At 51.9% G+C, this 18,900-nt stretch carries 15 protein-coding genes; 7 read left to right on the plus strand and 8 right to left on the minus strand.

The features are described 5' to 3' along the window. Positions 1-12: 12 nt before the first annotated feature. From WC980_00100 to WC980_00125, 6 genes are all read left to right on the plus strand, one after another. Positions 13-1,260 carry an FAD-dependent oxidoreductase gene (locus WC980_00100; protein ID MFA5793458.1) on the plus strand — a complete coding sequence of 416 codons (1,248 nt, stop codon included), beginning with the start codon at positions 13-15 and terminating at the stop codon, positions 1,258-1,260. An 89-nt stretch (positions 1,261-1,349) separates the two neighbouring features. After that, on the plus strand, positions 1,350-3,185 hold the full coding sequence (locus tag WC980_00105; GenBank protein ID MFA5793459.1) for an aldehyde ferredoxin oxidoreductase family protein: 1,836 nt from the start codon (positions 1,350-1,352) through the stop codon (positions 3,183-3,185). An 84-nt stretch (positions 3,186-3,269) separates the two neighbouring features. Continuing rightward, positions 3,270-3,770 (plus strand): 4Fe-4S dicluster domain-containing protein, encoded by a 501-nt coding sequence (locus WC980_00110; protein ID MFA5793460.1) that lies wholly within the window; start codon positions 3,270-3,272, stop codon positions 3,768-3,770. Between the two features lie 121 nt (positions 3,771-3,891). After that, positions 3,892-4,950 carry a tetratricopeptide repeat protein gene (locus WC980_00115; protein MFA5793461.1) on the plus strand — a complete coding sequence of 353 codons (1,059 nt, stop codon included), beginning with the start codon at positions 3,892-3,894 and terminating at the stop codon, positions 4,948-4,950. Positions 4,951-4,961: 11 nt separating this feature from the next. Further along, the gene (locus tag WC980_00120) at positions 4,962-6,002 is read left to right on the plus strand and encodes a family 16 glycoside hydrolase (GenBank protein MFA5793462.1); all 1,041 of its coding nucleotides are present in this window, start codon (positions 4,962-4,964) and stop codon (positions 6,000-6,002) included. 39 nt (positions 6,003-6,041) lie between these two features. Continuing rightward, a complete protein-coding gene (locus WC980_00125; protein MFA5793463.1) occupies positions 6,042-7,532 on the plus strand; it encodes a DUF2950 family protein in 1,491 nt (496 codons plus the stop codon). 750 nt (positions 7,533-8,282) lie between these two features. Here WC980_00125 and WC980_00130 read toward each other — a convergent pair. Then, positions 8,283-9,824, minus strand: coding sequence for a DHA2 family efflux MFS transporter permease subunit (locus WC980_00130; GenBank protein ID MFA5793464.1), 1,542 nt, complete (start codon positions 9,822-9,824; stop codon positions 8,283-8,285). 5 nt (positions 9,825-9,829) lie between these two features. Further along, positions 9,830-10,699 (minus strand): HlyD family secretion protein, encoded by an 870-nt coding sequence (locus WC980_00135; GenBank protein MFA5793465.1) that lies wholly within the window; start codon positions 10,697-10,699, stop codon positions 9,830-9,832. A 162-nt stretch (positions 10,700-10,861) separates the two neighbouring features. On the opposite strand from WC980_00135, the gene WC980_00140 reads away from it, so the two are divergent. Beyond that, positions 10,862-11,488, plus strand: a complete 627-nt coding sequence (locus WC980_00140; GenBank protein MFA5793466.1) for a TetR/AcrR family transcriptional regulator — start codon at positions 10,862-10,864, stop codon at positions 11,486-11,488. A 60-nt stretch (positions 11,489-11,548) separates the two neighbouring features. On the opposite strand, the gene WC980_00145 is transcribed toward WC980_00140, so the two are convergent. Genes WC980_00145 through WC980_00170 form a run of 6 tightly spaced genes read right to left on the minus strand, consistent with a single transcriptional unit; the run spans position 11,549 to position 18,879 of the window. Further along, positions 11,549-13,768, minus strand: a complete 2,220-nt coding sequence (locus WC980_00145) for a hypothetical protein (protein MFA5793467.1) — start codon at positions 13,766-13,768, stop codon at positions 11,549-11,551. 57 nt (positions 13,769-13,825) lie between these two features. Next, entirely contained in the window at positions 13,826-14,623 is a 798-nt protein-coding gene (locus WC980_00150) for a hypothetical protein (GenBank protein ID MFA5793468.1), read from the minus strand. Between the two features lie 21 nt (positions 14,624-14,644). Then, positions 14,645-16,009, minus strand: a complete 1,365-nt coding sequence (locus WC980_00155) for an MlaD family protein (protein MFA5793469.1) — start codon at positions 16,007-16,009, stop codon at positions 14,645-14,647. Between the two features lies 1 nt (position 16,010). After that, positions 16,011-16,748: an ATP-binding cassette domain-containing protein gene (locus WC980_00160; GenBank protein ID MFA5793470.1), complete on the minus strand. Its 738-nt coding sequence runs from the start codon at positions 16,746-16,748 to the stop codon at positions 16,011-16,013. Between the two features lies 1 nt (position 16,749). Further along, positions 16,750-17,550, minus strand: coding sequence for an ABC transporter permease (locus tag WC980_00165; GenBank protein ID MFA5793471.1), 801 nt, complete (start codon positions 17,548-17,550; stop codon positions 16,750-16,752). 42 nt (positions 17,551-17,592) lie between these two features. Then, positions 17,593-18,879, minus strand: coding sequence for a hypothetical protein (locus WC980_00170; GenBank protein ID MFA5793472.1), 1,287 nt, complete (start codon positions 18,877-18,879; stop codon positions 17,593-17,595). Between the last annotated feature and the right edge of the window lie 21 nt (positions 18,880-18,900).

Below are 18,900 nucleotides of genomic sequence, written 5' to 3' on the forward strand. Positions count from 1 at the left end.
CGGGTATTAGATATGGAAACAGTCATCATAGGCGCAGGCGGTGCGGGGATTTCGGCCTTGGAAACAATCCGCCGCTGCGATAAGGATATCCCGCTTACCGTCATTTCGGCCGAACGGACTGTTCCTTATTCGCTGTGCGCTTTGCCTTCTCTTCTGGGCGGCGAATTACCCCATAAAGCGCTGCCGCGGGTAAGCAAGAATTTCTTCAAGAAGAATTCAGTCAAGGTGTTACAGGGCAGCCCGGTCCAGCGTATCCTGGCCGATAAGCAAAAATTAATCCTGAAGAACGGCAAATCCGTAAAGTACCAGAAACTTCTTATCGCGGCCGGCTCGATGCCGATAATCCCCCCTATAGAAGGAATTGACAGCCCCGGGGTATTCTCATTATCAACGCTGGCCGGTTGTCGGGCAATTAATGATTACACTAAAAAGCATAAGGTCAGACGGGCTGTTATTATCGGAGCCGGTTTTACCGGTATCGAGACCGCATTAAGCCTGCACGAACGCGGAATAAAAACCGTAATAGTCGAAATGCTTCCGCGCGTTCTGGCACGGATATTGGATGAAGATATGACCGAGCCGGTCGAGCAGATACTTAACGGTAAAGGAATTGAAATCAAGCTGGGCGAGGAAGTCATTCAGGTTACCGGCGGCAAAGCCGTCAACGGCATCCGCCTGAAAAGCGGAGGCTTGATAGCCGGCGACTTAGTTGTGGTCAGCATCGGCGTCAGGCCCAACATCAAATTCCTTGAAGGCAGCGGCATAAAAACCAACCGCGGAATCATTGTGAATAATAATATGCGGACTAACATTGAAAACGTTTATGCGGCCGGCGACGCGGCCGAGGCGCACGACTTTATATTGGGTAAACCGGCTTTGAGCGCCATCTGGCCCAATGCCGTGGAGCAGGGCCGAATCGCCGCACTGAATATGATGGATATCCTAACTGTCTATGAAGGCAACGTCAGCGTAAATGCGCTTAATATCGACGGCATATCCGTGACCGGAATGGGTCAAACGGCTAACGAAGCCCAACAACAGGGCGCCAGCGGCCTGGAAGAAATCAGATACCGGAATCAGCACAGCCGGCGCAAACTCATCCTGCGGGATAATCGCATCATCGGCTTTCAATCCTTCGGTGTATTCAGGAATTCCGGTACCATTTGGAACTATATGCAAAAACGCCAGGATATCTCCGCGCTGAAAAACGAACTGTTAAAAGACAGCCTTAAACTGCAATATAATACTAAGGGCATATAAGTTTACCGATAGGCAGTTGAATTTACTTGAAAATCCGGTAATTTTTGTTATACTCATCCGGATAATCAGAATTATAGAAAGATGTAAGTATGCTAGACAGAAAATTAGCGTTGATTGATTTATCCACGGGCAAAATAAAAATAGAGGGTATTCCTGACTCGCTCCGCAAGCAGATGATAGGCGGACGCGGTTTAAACGTGTATTATCTGAACAAATATCTCAAACCGGGCGTGGATGCCCTGTCGCCCGATAACGTGCTGATTTTCGGGGCCGGCCTGCTTACCGGCACGCTGACGCCTTCATCCAGCCGGTTCAGCGTCTCGGCAAAATCGCCCGAATCGGGAATCCTGGGCGACGCCAACTGCGGCGGTTTCTTCGGCCCGGAACTGCGTTATGCCGGGTTTGACCGCTTGATTATCACCGGAAAAGCAAAGCAACCGTCATATATTCTGGTTAAAGACCGCAAAATAGAAATCTGCGATGCCCGGAAATATTGGGGCAAAGACACCACTCAGGCGCAGCAGGAAATACGCCGTGATTTGGGCCCTTGTGAAATAGCGCTCTGCGGCGTGGCCGGAGAAAAACTGGTCCGTTTCGCCTGCGTCCGGACCGGGATAAAAAATGCCGCCGGACGGTGCGGTATGGGCGCAGTTATGGGTTCCAAAAATATTAAAGCCGTGGTTGCCCAAGGCACCGGCGGGCTTAAAATAAAATATCCGGATAAATTACAGAAACTGGTGGAAAAGATCAAGGATTACCTTTTCGCTTCTAAAATCACGCCCATCCTCGGCAAGCTCGGCACGCCGCTGCTTTATGAAGTAAGCAACGCCGTCGGCGCCATCCGGACCAAGAACAGCCAGCTCAACGCCTGGACCGACAAGCTTAACGCCGAAGAGGTGGAAAAGTTCGTAGAAAAGATGATCGCCTGCTCTTCCTGCATGATGCATTGCCGCCACCGGAATACACTGGGCGGTGAAGGGCCGGAGTATACGGCGCTTGGCTTAATCGGGGCTAATATCGGGATAGAAGAGCCCGACCAGGTCATAGAACTCAATAACATCTGCAACGAGCTCGGATTGGACATATCGTCGGCCGGCACTATTTTGTCCTGGGTCTATGAACTGTACGAAAAAGGCATCATCGACAAAAAGGTCACCGGCGGGCTGGAGCTGAAATTCGGCGATGTGGAACTGAGCAAAAAACTGCTGCATATGATATCGCGCCGGGAGGGGTTCGGCAATATCCTGGCCGAAAGCACCCAGGCGGCCGGGCAGTTAGGCGCCAATGCCAAGGATTACGTCACCGCCGTCAAAGGTTTGCCCCAGAGCGACCCGCACGACGTCCGTTACTTCAAGGCATTCGCCCTGGGCATCGCCACGTCTTCGCGCGGCGCCGACCACCTCAGGAGCCGGCCGACCCTGGAAATATTCCAGAAACTGCCGCCCCAGGTGCGCCAGGACATTTACGGCTACGGCTCCAAAATCCAGGACCCGACCGTGCTTGATGAAAAGGAAAAAGCCGTCTATTTCTCCGAGCATATATTCGCCACGGTGGATTGCCTGGGCATCTGCAAGTTCATCTGCCACGGATTCAACAGCCCCAACTTCCTGGGCTATTCACACTTCAAAGATTTGATTTACTGCGCCACCGGTTGGCAGATTTCCGAAAAGGAACTGGAAGCCGTCGGCCGCAGGGTAATAGATTCCGAAAGGATGTTCAATCTCAATCAGGGGATGACCAAAGCCGACGACACCCTGCCAAAACGGTATTTTGACGACCCCATGCCTTTGAAAATGGCAAAGGGTCACCACGTGGACAGGGAACAGTTTGCATTAGCCATAGACCGGTACTACAAACTGCGCGGCTGGACCGAAGCCGGACTGCTCAAGCCGGCCCGGATAAAGGAGCTGGAAGCGATAAAATAGCCTGCTGGAGTATAATTCGCTAAGTTTACCCTGAGTATTTCCGAAGGGCTCAAACTGCTACACTATAAAAAGAAAGGATTATTAATGAAACACTTATACGTTTCCCCTGAATTATGCACCGGCTGCAAAGAATGCTCCCTGGCCTGCTCGCTCGGTAAATTCGGCGAATGCAATCCCAAGAAAGCCGCCATAAGCGTCGTGCGGGATGAGTTCGAGCGTTTTGAATATCCGATTATCTGCATGCAATGCGAGGATGCGCCGTGCCTGAAATTCTGCCCTCAGAACGCATATTACAAGGAATCAACCCCGGCCGGCGAAGTCATCAAATACAACGAAGACAAATGCATCAAATGCCGGTTCTGCGCCACCATCTGCCCCTATTGCGCCATAGCCGTCCTGGACAACGATGTGGTCAAATGCGACCTGTGCACCGGCGACCCCGAAAAGCGCGGGCCTAAATGCGCCAAAGTCTGTTCCACCGGCGCGCTCAAATACGAGGAAGAAACCACCGAACTGAACGACCGCCGTAAGACATTAGCCCGAAAAGTACTGGGCGAGAAAATGGCTAAGGCCTCGAAGCCCTAAAGTCTATGGTCTGCGGTCTAAAGTCTAATTTATCCTTGACATTATTCCTATTTTCGCTATCTTACTGCCATTATATGGCTTTGACACTATATGCCTATATCTTCTAAACTGGAGTAAATTTATGTTGCAAGCCAAAAAATTGATAATCCCGACAATCATTATTATCCTGCTGGCCGGCTCTATGGCCTCAGCCGAGGTGGTCCTGCTCAAGGATGGCAACAAATACGTCGGCAAGGTCGAGGAACAGGGCGATAAGTACAAGATTACCACCCCGGACGGCGCCATCAGCGTCGCTAAGGACCGGGTCAAGGCCGTCTACAAGGATTCCGGCGTCATCCTGCGCGAGACCTACGACGTCCTGACCAAGACCCAGGAGATGATATCCGGCGCCAACAAGATTCAGGACGGCAAGGAACGCAACGCCACCCTGGAAAAGGCGGTCGAACTGCTGACCGAATCGCGCAACGCCTGCGACAGCGTCGTCGACGTCTACCCCACCAAGGAACAGGTACCCATCTACACCCGGATAAAAGACATCAACGAAGCCATCAAGCAAGCCAAGTTCCTGATGGTCAGCAACCAGGCAAACCCGCCGCCTCCGCCGCCAAAACCCGAAGACAGCGGCGACAAGCCGGCCAAGAAACCCAAACCGGCCATCGACCCCAAAAAGATAGAAGGCGCCGAGATATTCTTCACCAACGGCTGTGATTCACTCACCGCCAAGAAATACGAAGAAGCCCGAGACGCTTTCAGCAAGGCCATCAACTATAACCCCGAATACGCCGAGGCCTACGCCAAGCTGGGCGACACGCTGGAAGCGCTCAAGTACGAAGAAAACGCCTACGAAAACTACCAGCGCTGCCTGGAAATCATCAACGATATGGAATCGCCCACCCCGATACAGCTGTCCCTGCGCGATGAGGTCACCAAAAAGACCGACAAGTTCCGCGCCCTGGAGGAAAAACTGTCCGGACTCAACAAGGACTTCATCGCCAAACTAATCGAGCTGGCCAACCAGTGCATGACCGACGCCGATTACTCCCTGTGCGAGGAAATATATAACCTGATACTCCAGGTCGAGGAAAACAACGCCGAAGCAACGGCCGGCCTGCAGAAGGCGCGCGAGGAGCTGGAAAAGGAAAAGGCCAAGGAAAAAGAGAAGGCCAAGGAATCAGAATAAACCTCTGCCAGATGAAAAAACTGCTCTCGGCATTAGTCGTGTCTGTTCTGGCCGTGACGGCCGCCCTGGCCGGCGACGATAACCTGGCCGAGGCATTCTTCAAATCCGGCCTGACCCAATTATCACAGAACAACTTCGAAGAAGCCATTTCCAAGTTCAATAAAGCCCTGACCTACCGGGCCGAATATCCCGAGGCGCTCTACCGGCTGGGCGAAGCCTATGAAAAGAACAAACAGGTGAAAAAATCGCTGGCGCCCTACCGCAAATGCCAGCGCCTGCTGACGCTAAAATCCGGACGGACCAAGGACGAAGATGAGCTGTTCCTGCTAGCCGCCAAGGCGCTGGAGCGAACCGATACGGCCTCGCGCCAGCTGACCAAGGTCCGGGGCGCGTATATGTCCGGCCTGCTCAACCTGGCCAACGACTACGCTAACCGCAAATACCCCCGCTTCGCCGGGCGGGTGCTACAACGCATACTCGACATCGAGCCCAACCACAAAGGCGCCCAGGAACTGATGACCAAGCTCCAGTTGGCGCCGATGCCGGTGGCGCAGCCAAACTCCAAGCCCGAGGACAAGAAACCCGCAGCCAAGGGCAAACCCGAAAAGATATTCAACGGCAAGGACATCAGCAACTGGTCCGTGGCCGGCAACCAGCAGGAATACCAGAACTGGCGCATCGAGAGCGGCCAGCTGGTGGGCGGCTCCAAGATGGCCAACCTGGAATGCTACCTGATATGGAAAGGCAGCCTGCCGGAAAACTACAAAATCAGCGTCAAGTTCAACGTCGAGCGCACCTACACCGTTTACACCAACCACGCCGGCCTGGTCTACGCCACGAGCGACGCTTACCAGAGCATCCAGATAAACTCCAACGACAGCGGCACCAACGGCACGCTGGCATTCATCAAGCAGGACGGCAAATGCAAGGCGCTATTAAACGGCAAGGTCATCAATGATAATATAATGATGTCCGGCACGCCAGTGGTCGGTCTTATGACCAGAAACTCTCACGTCTTCTTCTCCAATATTACCGTGGAAGAGTTAAAGTAGCACAAAATGCAGAGGAATTAGCGCTAAAGGAGGTGCATAATGAAAAGAAACCTTTGGTTGATAATAGCATTGTTTGGTTTGGCTATACTCCTGCCGCAAATCGCCACCACCGAAAGCGGCTCATCCGGTAAAAACACTCCCGCGCTCCCATCCCCCGAAAAAACCAAAGAAATCGTTCTTTCCGCAATTGATAATGCCGTTAATTCTAAGGGCTATAACCTGAGAAAAGACATTAATGTCGACCTGAATAATAAAAATTACCTCACCATTAAATCAGATTGTATTTATAAGAACAAAAATCAATTCGTACTCAATGCCAACGCGAAAATAAATGACGCCACTGATGAAAGATCAGCCTTGTTACATCATTATCAAAACGACGAAAAATCACTTTTCATGTCCATCGATGATATAAAAAAACCCGACCGCGCCGAAATAAAGAAAGGCGAACCGGCAAAAGATGAATTCTCGGAAGGCGACCAGATATTCGATTTTCTTAATTATTCCGTATTCAAAGCCATAAAAGAATCCATACTAAACGCCACCTGCACAGGCCTTATCAAATCCGCAGCCAATCAGCCCGCATATTTAATTAATCTTGAGATATCCCCGGAAGGACTTAGGACAATGCTCAAATCGGTATTTACCCAATTCGACGAAGAGCTTTCTGGAAAAACGGATATCATTAACAGCCTCAACCTTGAGATTGACGCCAAAAGCCTGTTTATCAATCAAATCAACCAGACATTGAGGATTGCCGCAAAAAATAAAGACTCAACCATAACAGCCTCGGCCGAAATCAACACCTACTTCTCAGATTTCAATAGTCCGACTATAGATGCTCGCCTGGCCGACGGCATCAAAAACATCATCGACAAGAAAGATGATTTGCAGAAGGAAAAAGATGAGCCATCCGATGATGAAAAACCGCTTTCAAAAATCGAAGCAAATGAAATTTCAACTATGGCTGGACTAAAGATGCTCATAAGCACCCAGGCCATCTGGAGAGCAACCGATACCGACGGGAACGGCATCAAGGATTACTGGAACTTGGATGTATCATGCTTTTATCGGATGTACCGGGCGGACGGCAAAACCAGGGTGAACTATATAGATCTCTCATTTGCCCTGGCAGATGCCGCCGCATACAGCCGAACTAATCCCCGGCCATTCGGATGCTCTGAAAATATAGACGAGATAGAAAACTGGTCCGACGCTAAATTCACGCCCAAGCCAAAGAACGGCTACTGGTTCCGGGCCATGCAGACTAATATGGAGGGCAAACCTTTCACCCAAACCGAAATCATACCCAAGGGCATCTTATCCGGTAATATAACCTCATTCGCTTTTGTCGCCTATCCGGATATCTACGGCGTTACCGGCCGCCATGTCTTTATTATTGATGTGGGCGGCACGATTTACCAAATCGACCCGGGCAGTGACGCCAACAAAGTCGTACTGCAATGGCCGGGCGACCCGCCAACCGCAGTCAATGGCCCCGGCGGCAATCGTTGGGAACCGGCTGAATAATAGATTAAAGCCGATAGACGAAGGACTGTAGCACAAAAAAATTAACCATACACACTATGAAGGTATATCCCCCCTATACCCACTCCCCTATACCCTATATACTCATGCCCTATGCCCCATAGTCCCCTAGTCTATACCCTACCCCCTCATATCCTATACCCTATACCCACATAGTCTATACCCCGTACTCACCCAGTATATACCCTATCCCCTTATAGGCTATACCCCACACTCCCATACCCTATACCCTATACTCCCCTAGTCTATACCCCATACTCACCTACTATATACCCTATCCCCTCATAGGCTATACCCTATACTCCCATACCCTATACCCCATACCCCCCTAGTCTATACCCCATAGCCCCCTAGTCTATACCTCATAGCCCCCTAGTCTATACCCCATACCCCCATAGGCTATACCCCATACCCCCATAGGCTATACCCCATAACCTATGGGGGGTGGCAGAGGGTCCATAGAGTATATAGGGTATAGGGGGTATGGTTATTAAAAAGACCAGGATTGATAAAAGAAGTCTACTTTATAGTAATAAAGAGGCTTAGGCACAGAATTAAACACTTAAGCATCTGCGCGAACCTGACCCTGCCCGCCAATTGGCAGGCGAAAGCGTGTCTGCGTACCATAGCCCAGTGCAAATATCATTGCTAATCTTAACGCCTAAAAATACTCAGGTACGGCTGGCGGTGCATCTTGCCTCTATGGCTTGGAATACCGCTTTCCACTACTGTCTAATGCATCATCATCCCGCCCTGCCCGTGCTTGGGGCGCTTTAACAAGAATATCAGCGGGATCATACAGAGCATGATAATCGCCGAGATGTAAAAAATATCAGTGAAAGCAAACAAGGCGGCCTGCCTCATCAGCCCCTGATAGATGAGCCCGTTAGCCGCCAGCTCGGAGGCAAAACCCGTTTTAGCCGCCACCAGGCTCGATGCCTGGTGCACATAAGATTGGTATGTGGCATCAAAGGGGCTGAGATGTTCAATCAAACGGAACTGATGGAATTGGGCGCGCCGGGACAGAAGCGTCACCATCACCGCCACTCCCATACTGCTGGCGATGTTCCTTAAGACGTTAAAAATGCTGGAGGCGTCCCCAACCTGCGTCTTGGGCAGGGTCACATACATCATGGCCACCAGCGGAACCATGACCATGCCCAATCCCGCGCCCATAAAAATTACCGGCCAGATAATCGCATTGGGGTCGACATAAAGATTGAATCGCGACATCATCAACGAGCTGGTAGCCAGGCTGAGAATACCCAGCACCACAATAATCTTGGGATTTATCTTGTTGACTAATAAGCCGGCCGCCATCATCGAGAACATACTGACTATGCCCAGAGGCGTAACCGCCAACCCGGCCTGGAAAGCATCGTAACTCATCAGCTGCTGGAGGAAAATAGGCAGGAATATGAAACTGCTGAACATCACCAGCATAGCAGCGCCGGAAATGACATTAGCCGAGGTGAAACAGGCGTCTTTAAACACCCTTAAATTGAGTATCGGATGCGGGCTCTTGAGCTCGATGGCAACAAATGCCGCCAAAGAAACCGCGGATACGACAGTCAATATGGCAATGGGCGTTGAAGCGAACCAATCCATATCCTGCCCCTTTGATAAGACGATTTGCAGGCAGGCGACGCCGATTACCACCAGGATGATGCCCCAATAATCCAGTTTCTCCTTGAAGGTCGTTCTCTGTAAATAAGACGGGTCTTCTATAAAAACCTGTGTCATAATCAGCGCCAGAATGCCTACCGGGATATTGATGAAAAATATCCAAGGCCAAGACCAGTTATTGACCACCCAACCGCCTAAGACCGGACCCAAGGCCGGAGCGGTCAGCGTGCCGATGCCGTAAATGGCCGTGGCTATGCCGTGCTCTTCGGGCGGGAATGTCTCCATCAAGATGGATAACGACAATGCCATCAACCCGCCGCCACCTATGCCCTGGAGAATCCTGAACAAAATCATAGCACCCAAACTTGTGGCCGTGCCGCATAGAAACGAGCTTAACGTAAAAAGCGCGATGGAAGCCATAAGATACCGTTTCCGGCCCAAAAGCCGGCTGAGCCAAACAGTCAAAGGAACAATTATGGCATTAGCGATCAGATAAGAGGTGCTCACCCAGGTGGTCTCGTTCAGGCTGGCGGACAAACTGCCGCCCATAGTGTCCAAAGCCACGTTTACTACGGAGGTATCAAGTACTTCTATAAACGTGGGCATAACAACCGTTAAAGCCACCAACCATTTGTTAGTCTGCTTCATATCGATTATTCTCTGGTTTGAATGGTCGGCTCGCAAGACATGCCCAGGCGCAATACGTGTTCGGTATCGGTATCCTTATCAAAAACAATCTTGACCGGTATGCGCTGGACCACCTTGACATAATTGCCCAGGGCGTTTTCCGGAGGGAAGAGGGAAAATGCCGCGCCGGTCCCGGCCATGATGCTGTCCACCTTGCCGGTAAACACCTTGCCGGGGTAACTATCAACTTTTATTTCAACACACTGACCAATGCGGAATTTTTTCAATTGCGTCTCCTTATAGTTGGCCACCAGCCAGATATCATCCAGCGCCACAATCGCCATCAGCGGTTGAACGGGCATTATCTGATTGCCGGCTACCGCGGATTTCTTGGTAACATAGCCGTCGGACGGGGCCAAAATCCGGGTATGCTCCAGGTTGCGTTGGGCAATCTTGTATTGCTCCCCGGCCGCCTTGAGCTGGGCAGCGGCCAGGCTGTAGGCCGTCAGCTTCTTTTCATACTGGCTCTTGGACGAAACCTTGTCTTTATAAAGCGATTCCTCCCGCTCCTTGTCGCGCTTGGCCTGCTCGAATAACGCTTCCTGAACGTCGAGATTGGCCCGGGCCAGGTTAGCCGCTATTTCGTAATCGGTGGCGTCAATTTCGACCAGCAAGTCGCCCTTCCGGACCATCTTGTTATCTTCGGCACAGACCGCCTTGATGGTGCCAGGAATCTTAGAGGAAATACTGTGTATCCGGCCTTCAATGTAGGCGTCATTGGTAACAATCCGGCCCAGCCCCCTGACAACATAGCCGCTGACCAGAATGCCGATCAGGAGCACCCCTGCGCCGCATCCATATATCCATTTTTTCTTATTGCCGTTAATCGAACTCATTCCCGCAGCGCTCCTTTCTTGGGTTGCCTGATATCAGATAACTGACTAAAGTGTTCAATTAATTGACAAATATTAGATATATGGTCAAATATGTCAAACAATAAATATAAAATTATTCCCTGGTTTTTGACCGGAGGCTGACAGGTTGATTCAGGAGGCATTATGACTGCTGAAAAAAAGTTACCACGCAAAGGCTTACTGGAACGGCGAGACCGGATTCTCCAGGCCGCCCTGGAAATATTCACTGAAAAAGGATTCGACCGCACCACTATCGACGATATCGCCGACCGGGCCGGCGTGGGCAAAGGCACCGTTTACAACCGGGTCGGGCGCAAAGAGGACTTCCTGGAACTCCTAATACAACGCAGCGCCAAAAGCACCCTTAGCAATCTTAAGTCGGCTATCAGTAAAAGAAACGACCCCATCCTGCAATTCAAGGAGATGATCAATGTCTTATGCGATATGTTCGAAAAAGACATAAAATATTTCATGCTTTTGTGGACGCAGATAAGCATACAGGCCAATCAGCGGCGCCTTGATATAAAAGAATCATTGATTATCCAAAAAGATATCGCCAGATTATTCCAAATATTCGAGGATATTTTCAACAGGGCAATCAAGAAAAAGCAGCTGCGCGCGGTCGATGTACCGGTGATTGCCAGAACTCTTTTACAGCTATTCGACCCCAATTATTATTACTACTTGCGTTCGAAATGTAATTACACCAAAAGCGAAATCGCCCAATTAACGATAGGATTGTTTCTGAACGGATTAAAACCGGGAAAATAATAACCTGAACCAATCTGCCCCTGCCCGCCAATTGACAGGCAGGGATATGTCTGCGCACCTTTACCACTCCGCCTCAATCACCCGGCCCTTATCCACGTCTATGCCCATGCTGAAGGTCTTTTCGGGATTGCCCGGAGGCGATGTGCGCGACCAGCCGGCGTTGTTGGTCGGGTCGGCCGCGGTGTTTTCCTGCCCCTGCAGGATATACTTGTCCGTGCCGCCCACATCTATGAACAGCCCGGCATTGAAAGCGTCATAGCGCCAGGATAACGGATTCTTTTCATTCTGGAATGACCAGCCGAAACTCTGGGCGGTGTATATCTCGTAGGTGTCGTTGCCGCCGATGTTGGCGTAAACGGCCACGGAATTATTGATGCCTGAACCCAGCACCGTGCCGCCGCCGCCCTTGGTGCCGGTCTCTTTCAAAGATTGCTGCCCTTTTTCGTCTTTCCATTCCCACATGGAAATAGCGTCGTCGCCGGCCTTGTCGATGAACCAGGAGACCGAGACGTCGTGCGCCCCAGCGATGGAGATGGCGTGCCAGACGTGGTATTTGTCGTTGCCGGCTTCGTCCAGAAGCAGGGTCATGCCCATATGGGCCGTGCCCGATTGGACGAAAAACGAGCCTTCGTAGGAGTCGTTGCCGGACTTGTCGTGCAGTATGCCGGTGCCGTACCAGTATCCGGTGGCCTGCCCGTAGACGCCGCACTGGTAGCTGTCGTCGCCGGCCAGGTCCTGGAGTATGCCCATGCCGCCGCCCAAGGCGTGGCCGCCGAATATGTCACCCCTCTGTCCCCAGCCGGCGCCCTGGCAGAAGTTGTAATTGCGCAGGTTGTCGTGCCCGCCGATGCCCGGATGGACCAGATCATACGGTTCGGCCACATACTTGTCGTTGCCGCCGGTATCCAGAAGCAATCCGAACCCGCCGGTGAACCCGAACCCCTGGCTGGTGTAGTAAGCGTAGTAGGAATCGTTGCCACCGGCCTTGGCCAGGTAGGCGATGCCGAACGAAGCCGCGCCCTGAGCCGAAGTATGAGCCTTAAAGGAGTCGTCGCCGCCCCGGGCGCAGAGGATTCCCACGCCGAAACAGGCCATACCTTGCGCGTTGTTGACGGCGGTAAACGTATCATTGCCGCCGTTGTCGACCAGGAACCCGTAGCCGAGTATGCCAGCGCCCTGGGCGCAGGCGGTTTCCTTGCCGGCCGCATAGGTATCGTTGCCTGAGTTGTCCAGGACAATCGAGATGGGATGCTCCAGACTGTTCGACGCGGCCACTGCCCCGTTATAGGTATCGTTGCCGGCCATGTCTATGATGAGCAGGTAGTCACCGCCCTGATAAGTATTGTCCTCGGGCTTGCCGTTAAAGACCACCTTGCCCAGCGGCGTAGCGAACTCGAACTTGACGCCGGATAGGTCCAGCTTGGCCTTACCCGTTTCGGTCAGCACCTTGGACCAATCGGCCACGGATTTTTCCAGGTCGCTTATGGCGCGCAGGCACAAAGCCGCGCCGGTGTAGAGGTCGTCATAATCCAGCGCCTGGCCCAAGTCCCAATTGACCACGGACAGGTCCTCGAATTCCTCGGGCGGGTTGTCCTCGTTTATGGTAAAGTTATTTACGGCATAGTCGAAAGCGTGCTTAAGCTTTTCCTTTGGATAGTTCCGGAGGGCCCGGTCGCGGTAGGATTTTCCCTCGCCGGCGGCCATAAGGATACGGGAAATCTGGTCTTGCACTTCCGGCGGCACGCCTTTGAGCGCCGGTTCCAGAATGCCGGCGGCGCCGGTCTCGGACCAATCCGTCTTAAATTGCTTGTTAAGCTCCTTGAGCGCCATCAACACCGGTCTGTCCTTGTCGGGCTTGAGTTCAGGCATATACTCCGGCCGGAAGGCCACCCGGTGCCCGGTGCGTGCCTGGCCCTGGCCGAACAGGTCGAACAGCGCAATATCTTTGGCAACGCAATCCTCCTGATATCTCAGGATACTGACCGCGAACTTGGGGAAATCGAATGGGTTCTTCCAGTAACGCAGGAAGTGCGGCATGACCATCTTGTTCTGGTTATAGAGCGACTCGAGTATCTGAGGGTCGACCGAGGCGGTCTGGCGGGTCAGGTCGCGGGACTTGAGCATATAGCCAATCAGATCGGTGTCCGCGCCGACATCGGTGATGGGCGCGGCTGCCGGCTTGGCCGGCTCGTCTTTCTTGGGCGCATCCTTGGCCGGCTCGGCGTTAAGGATAAAAGAAAACCCTAAAATAAACAGACCAGCGAGCAATTTCCTATTCATAATAACTCCTTTGATTGTAACCGCTGATTGAGCGGATTTAGCTGAATAAACATATTCTTATTTAAATATCCGTTTAACAAATTCCACAACAACAATCAAAATAAGAGCAAACCCAAGGGTCTGCCAAATAGAACCATCTCCGGAAAACTTTATAAATGCAAAGCTTATCCACAATACTACTATAATTTCTATTATCCAAGATTCAATTTTGGCTTGTTTGGAAGAATATCGCTGTATTGTTTTATAAGCTGACTTACTTTTACTACGGTTATCAGAAACAAAATTATCATCAAGTTTAAGGCCGTCATCAAATCTTATAACCAAAGATCCTTTATTGATAATCTCTCCTTTTTTTATAGGTAACTCTACAGAGCACTGCCCTTTTTCAATTGCCCTATCAATACATTCAGATACTTGGCGCCAATTAGCAGCTGCCCCTTCAATATCATTGTAATCCTCATTCTTATACCATTCAAAAATACTCTTATCAGACATACTAAAAACTATATCAACTCCCTTAAAGGAGTCTTCGAGATGCCAGTGATCCGGAGCTTTAAAGTCCCCAGAAGCAAAATCATCAACCTCCGCTTTCATTTCAAGTAACCCATCACGATTCCCTACAAAGTGAATCTCATTATTTTCATATTTATTTAATACAGACAAACAACTATTTTCAGGTTTAAAGCAATATTTTTTTATCTTCTTCTTTTGGTCTTTTTTTGACCCTATAATCAATAATGGTAAAGTTATAAAAATAAATACTAAGGATACCAGTATACTGATTACTAAAATAATTTGTTTAAACGGTGTGGGAAGACTCTGCCCTGGGAATACGATTGTAGTTTTAGCCGGCATAATATTACGCTATATCGAATGCTATTTCCCCGCCCCGATGAGGCCGACGATTTTGCTGATGTCCTCGTCCATATACTCGAAGCCGAACCCGGCGAAGAATCCGGGGCGGTTGAGGATATCGTTGGTGCCGATATCGAGGTGGAAGTATTTGAAGAGCTTGAGCCGGACCATGGCCCGGACTATGGGGTCCTCGGCGTTCTCGTTAAAGTCGGCGGCGGCGTAGGCGCTCCGGCCTTCGACCGTAAGCAGGAGTATCTCCTTTTTCTGAGGTATGGGCGCGTAGTCCAGCCCTCCACCGAAACGCCCTTCCATCAACCCGGCCTTAAGCGTCAGCCGCTTATCAAATAGCCTCTGGGCGACAAGGAACTCGGCCGCCACCTTACCGTCCGGGTTACTGCCGTCCGAGGTGATGTGGCTGTCATCAGTCGGGTTGATGATGGACGCGCCCAACCAGAAATAGCGTGTATCGCGCGGAACTATCTTGAGATGAAATCTGGTGTTGGTGTATTCGGGATTGATGTTCTCGTCCAGCCCGACGTATATCTTGGTCTGCTTGATGCTTTCAACGATGGACCGGGTGGAATCGACCGCATCCTTGGCACTGTCATACAGACCGGCGTCGTTGAGCATCTTGCTCAGGCTGCCGTCGCCCCGGTCTATCTTGGCGGTGATGGATTCCAGATTGGCCGCTATCTTGTCAACTCTTTCGGCGATAGACTTAGTCTCTTTTATCAACTCCTCCAGCTCCTTGAAGCTGGCGCCCAACGCCTGGGTGGAATCTATCGCCTGCTTGGCGCTGTCATAAAGACCTGAGTCGTTGACCAGCTTGCCGAGCGTGCCGTCACCCTTGTCTATCTTGCCGGTGATGCCCTCGACGTTAGCCGTGGCTTTGTTGATGCTCTGAGCCGTCTTGTTAAACTCGGTGATGGTATCTTCGACCTTCTTGAATCCATCATCAAGCCGCTTGGCCAGCCCGGTCGAGACGCTGGCCTGGATGAAACTGCCGTCGGCCACAGGCTCGGCCTTGTCGGAGCCGGGCAGGATGTTTATCTCGGTGCTGCCGAAGGCGATGGGCTCGAGTATCTCGGCCGTGGCATCGCGTCGGATGTTCTGGTAAAACGGGTAAGACACGCCCATAGTCACCCAGACGGCGTTGTTCTTGTCCAACCGCATCGATTCGACCATGCCGGCGGCCAGGCCGTTGACCTTGACCACCGTGCCTTTGGAAACGCCGTAGCCGCGGTCCAGCACGGTCTCAAGCGTTATGCGCCGGCTGAACAGCTTGGTGTCCCTGATATTAAGCACCAGGAACAGTGTCACCAGCAGTAATGCCGTGAATATAAATATGCCGGCCAGTTTTTCTATCTTATTGGTCTGGTATTGCATGTTACATCAATTTCTTCATCAGCTTCTCTCGCACCGCCTGGCAGCGTCCTTCTTCGACAATGCCGCCGGCCTCGATAAGCATAATGCAGTCTATCAACGGCTCCTCCACGAACGAGGTCAGCAGGTTGACCGTCTTGGTCGTGGATATGCCGGTCATCTTGGTGGCATTCTTGATATCCTTGAGGTGCTGGACGGCCTTTTCACCCCGGAAACCGCTGACCGAGTCGAAGAACTCGTCAAGCATCAGTAGGCGCGGCCCGACAATCAGCGCCCGGGCCAGGCTGGCCATCAGCTTAATCTCATCCGGCAGGCCGGCCGGACGCTCTTTAGCATACACGGTAATATTTAAGAGTTCAAGATATTTATCAACCTGTTTATCTATGTCCCGCTCGCCCAGTTGAGTGTGATAACGCAGGGGCAAAGCGACGTTATCCCGGATATTAAGGTTGCTAAGCAGAACGCCGCTCTGGAAAACAAAACCGGTCTTGTGCCGGAATTCCTGGAGCTGATCATAAGACAACTCGTTTATCGGACGGCCGTTGACCAGAACGGTGCCGCTGTCCGGTTTGATTAACCCGATGCACAACTTCAGGAGCGACGACTTGCCAGAGATGTCAGAACCGCCCAGAGAAGCAAACTCGCCGGCCACCAGGCCGAAGGAGACGTTGTTAAGCAGCACCACCCCACCGCGCCGATATGTGACATTTTCCAGCTGGATATAAAATTCGGATTCGGCCATATCAGATACTAAACTCCGGGAATATGTATAATGAAATAAATATGCTCAGCACAAAACAGATAATAATAGAGTTAACCACGCCGCGGGTGGTGGCCTGGGGAACCTCGGTAAATGATTTGCGGACGGACAGTCCCTGGTTGCAGTTAACCACGGCGATGACCCAGCCGAAAACCAGAGATTTGGCCAGGGATATCATCACATCGTCGAAGTTGACGGCGGCCAGCAGCTTGCCGAAAATAAAGCTGTGCGAGCCGGACGCCACGAACCGGGCGATGACAAACCCGCCGCCCAGCGCCACGGCATTGAAGATAACGGTCAGCGCGACCGTGGCGATAACCGTGCCCATAATCCGGGGCAAGAGCAGGTGGTAATCGATGTTGATACCCAAGCTTTCGAGCAGATCGATTTCACGATTGAGACGCATGGTGCCCAACTCACTGGCCATGGCCGTACCGGAACGGCCGATGATTATCAGCGCGGTGATGATGGGGATAAGCTCTCGGATGAGCGTAATCACAGATAGCCGCTCAACATACTTGCCGGCACCGAAGGTGGGCAGGATGGTCGAGAGCTCGACGATGACGGCCGCGCCGACCACCAGCCCGGCCAGGATGATAATACCCAGCGCCTGGACTCCGGTAAAGTAGACCTGGAGCGCGGTGTTCTGGGCCGGAAACGGCTTCTGATGCCGCTTCTCAAGCCAAGCAGTACGAATGACCAGGTAAGTCTGTGCCAGGATGGAGTAAAAATATCCGAAAGATGACAGAGTCAGGCGCCCTATCCAACTGAATATGTTGCCCATAGCTGAATTTCTTTCGCGCTCAGGCCGCCCCGGTGCGACTGCTTACTGCTTAGGCAGATATTTTTTGAGCGTCTCGGGTATCTGGTACTGGGTACCGTCGCTGAGAAGATATGCCGATGAGTATTGGTAAACGGCTGAACCAGCGCCGGAGTCTGTAACGGTAACCGTGCCAAGAACATTAGACTTGGACGGTTTCTTGAGCGGCTTAAGGCTGGCCAGCGACTTCTGGATGGCCGCGGCATCCTTGGAGCTCTTGACCGTCTTGACCTTGCCCTTGGCCGGCTTGATTTCGATAACCGGCGGAGCCGGGGGCGGCGGCGGCGCCACGCTGCCGGTAAAACTGGCCGCAACCAGGTTGGACTTGACGGTGCCGGTCCAGCCGTTCTTCCAGTCCTTGGGATATTTCTTGCCCTTCTCAACCAGGTGGCTGTAGGAAGCGGTAACGGCGTATGCCCCGTTAGGCGCATAAGCCAATTTCATATTCTTGTCGGTGGCGATGGCCCGCTGTTCGAAGTTCACCTGCCTGAGCTGAGCAGCTTCTTCCTTGGTGCAGGGCACGACGCTAACGTAAACCTTGGCGCCCGGCGGCAGGCTGCAGAACCCATAAGGGTCGTTAGAACCGCGCTTGCTCTTAAATAAGGTCTTGTTGCCATTACCGGTTATCTCGATATCTATCTGGGGCTTTTCCTTGTTATCCGGCGAGGAACGGAGCACAACCGGTTTTTGAAGGTCGGTATTCTCGATGACCACATCAAAGTAAAGCGGGCTGGACACGTTGATTGTCTCCGGCACGTTGCGCAAGTAGCAGCGCAGACCGTTGACCGTAGCGCCCCAGCTGTTGTCGCGGATGAACACGGACAGCGGCTTGGTGGACAACTTGGCCTTGGTGGTCGGTTCGTCATAGGAAGCGGTGATGGACAGCTTCATACCCGGCTTCAGGGCCGGCACAAATGTACCGTTGGCATCCATCCGGCAAGACATACTATAAGCTTCATCGGGCTTGAGCGTAACTACCCGGCTCATAGACATGGAGCTGCCGGTCCGGGTCCACTGAACCGGCTGTTTGTTCTGGTCAATAATGGTAAAATTAATCATGTCGTTGTCGGAAATGGTCACTGGCTCGGAGTTGATGTTCTTGACGCTCAGGTCCACGGCCAAAGCGCCGTCAACCTCTATTGAGTCCGGCCCGGTCAGGATAGCCACCAGTCCTTCGGACTCGGCGCCCCAGCCCTGCTTGGCCAGTTCGGCCGCCTTGCGCGACTTCTCGCCGCAGCTGCCCATAATGATTACCGGTGTCAACAATAATGCCAGCCATAATGCTTTTTTCATAGCCGATACTCCGTTTCTATA

It is taken from the genome of Candidatus Brocadiia bacterium, assembly GCA_041658285.1.
In the GTDB taxonomy this organism is placed as follows: Bacteria; Planctomycetota; MHYJ01; order JACQXL01; family JACQXL01; genus JBBAAP01.

Coding starts and splice junctions, on each gene's coding strand:
- WC980_00100 (MFA5793458.1), top strand. CDS start 13: ATGGAAACAGTCATCATAGGCGCAGGCGGTGCGGGGATTTCGGCCTTG.
- WC980_00105 (MFA5793459.1), top strand. CDS start 1,350: ATGCTAGACAGAAAATTAGCGTTGATTGATTTATCCACGGGCAAAATA.
- WC980_00110 (MFA5793460.1), top strand. CDS start 3,270: ATGAAACACTTATACGTTTCCCCTGAATTATGCACCGGCTGCAAAGAA.
- WC980_00115 (MFA5793461.1), top strand. CDS start 3,892: ATGTTGCAAGCCAAAAAATTGATAATCCCGACAATCATTATTATCCTG.
- WC980_00120 (MFA5793462.1), top strand. CDS start 4,962: ATGAAAAAACTGCTCTCGGCATTAGTCGTGTCTGTTCTGGCCGTGACG.
- WC980_00125 (MFA5793463.1), top strand. CDS start 6,042: ATGAAAAGAAACCTTTGGTTGATAATAGCATTGTTTGGTTTGGCTATA.
- WC980_00130 (MFA5793464.1), bottom strand. CDS start 9,824: ATGAAGCAGACTAACAAATGGTTGGTGGCTTTAACGGTTGTTATGCCC.
- WC980_00135 (MFA5793465.1), bottom strand. CDS start 10,699: ATGAGTTCGATTAACGGCAATAAGAAAAAATGGATATATGGATGCGGC.
- WC980_00140 (MFA5793466.1), top strand. CDS start 10,862: ATGACTGCTGAAAAAAAGTTACCACGCAAAGGCTTACTGGAACGGCGA.
- WC980_00145 (MFA5793467.1), bottom strand. CDS start 13,768: ATGAATAGGAAATTGCTCGCTGGTCTGTTTATTTTAGGGTTTTCTTTT.
- WC980_00150 (MFA5793468.1), bottom strand. CDS start 14,623: ATGCCGGCTAAAACTACAATCGTATTCCCAGGGCAGAGTCTTCCCACA.
- WC980_00155 (MFA5793469.1), bottom strand. CDS start 16,009: ATGCAATACCAGACCAATAAGATAGAAAAACTGGCCGGCATATTTATA.
- WC980_00160 (MFA5793470.1), bottom strand. CDS start 16,748: ATGGCCGAATCCGAATTTTATATCCAGCTGGAAAATGTCACATATCGG.
- WC980_00165 (MFA5793471.1), bottom strand. CDS start 17,550: ATGGGCAACATATTCAGTTGGATAGGGCGCCTGACTCTGTCATCTTTC.
- WC980_00170 (MFA5793472.1), bottom strand. CDS start 18,879: ATGAAAAAAGCATTATGGCTGGCATTATTGTTGACACCGGTAATCATT.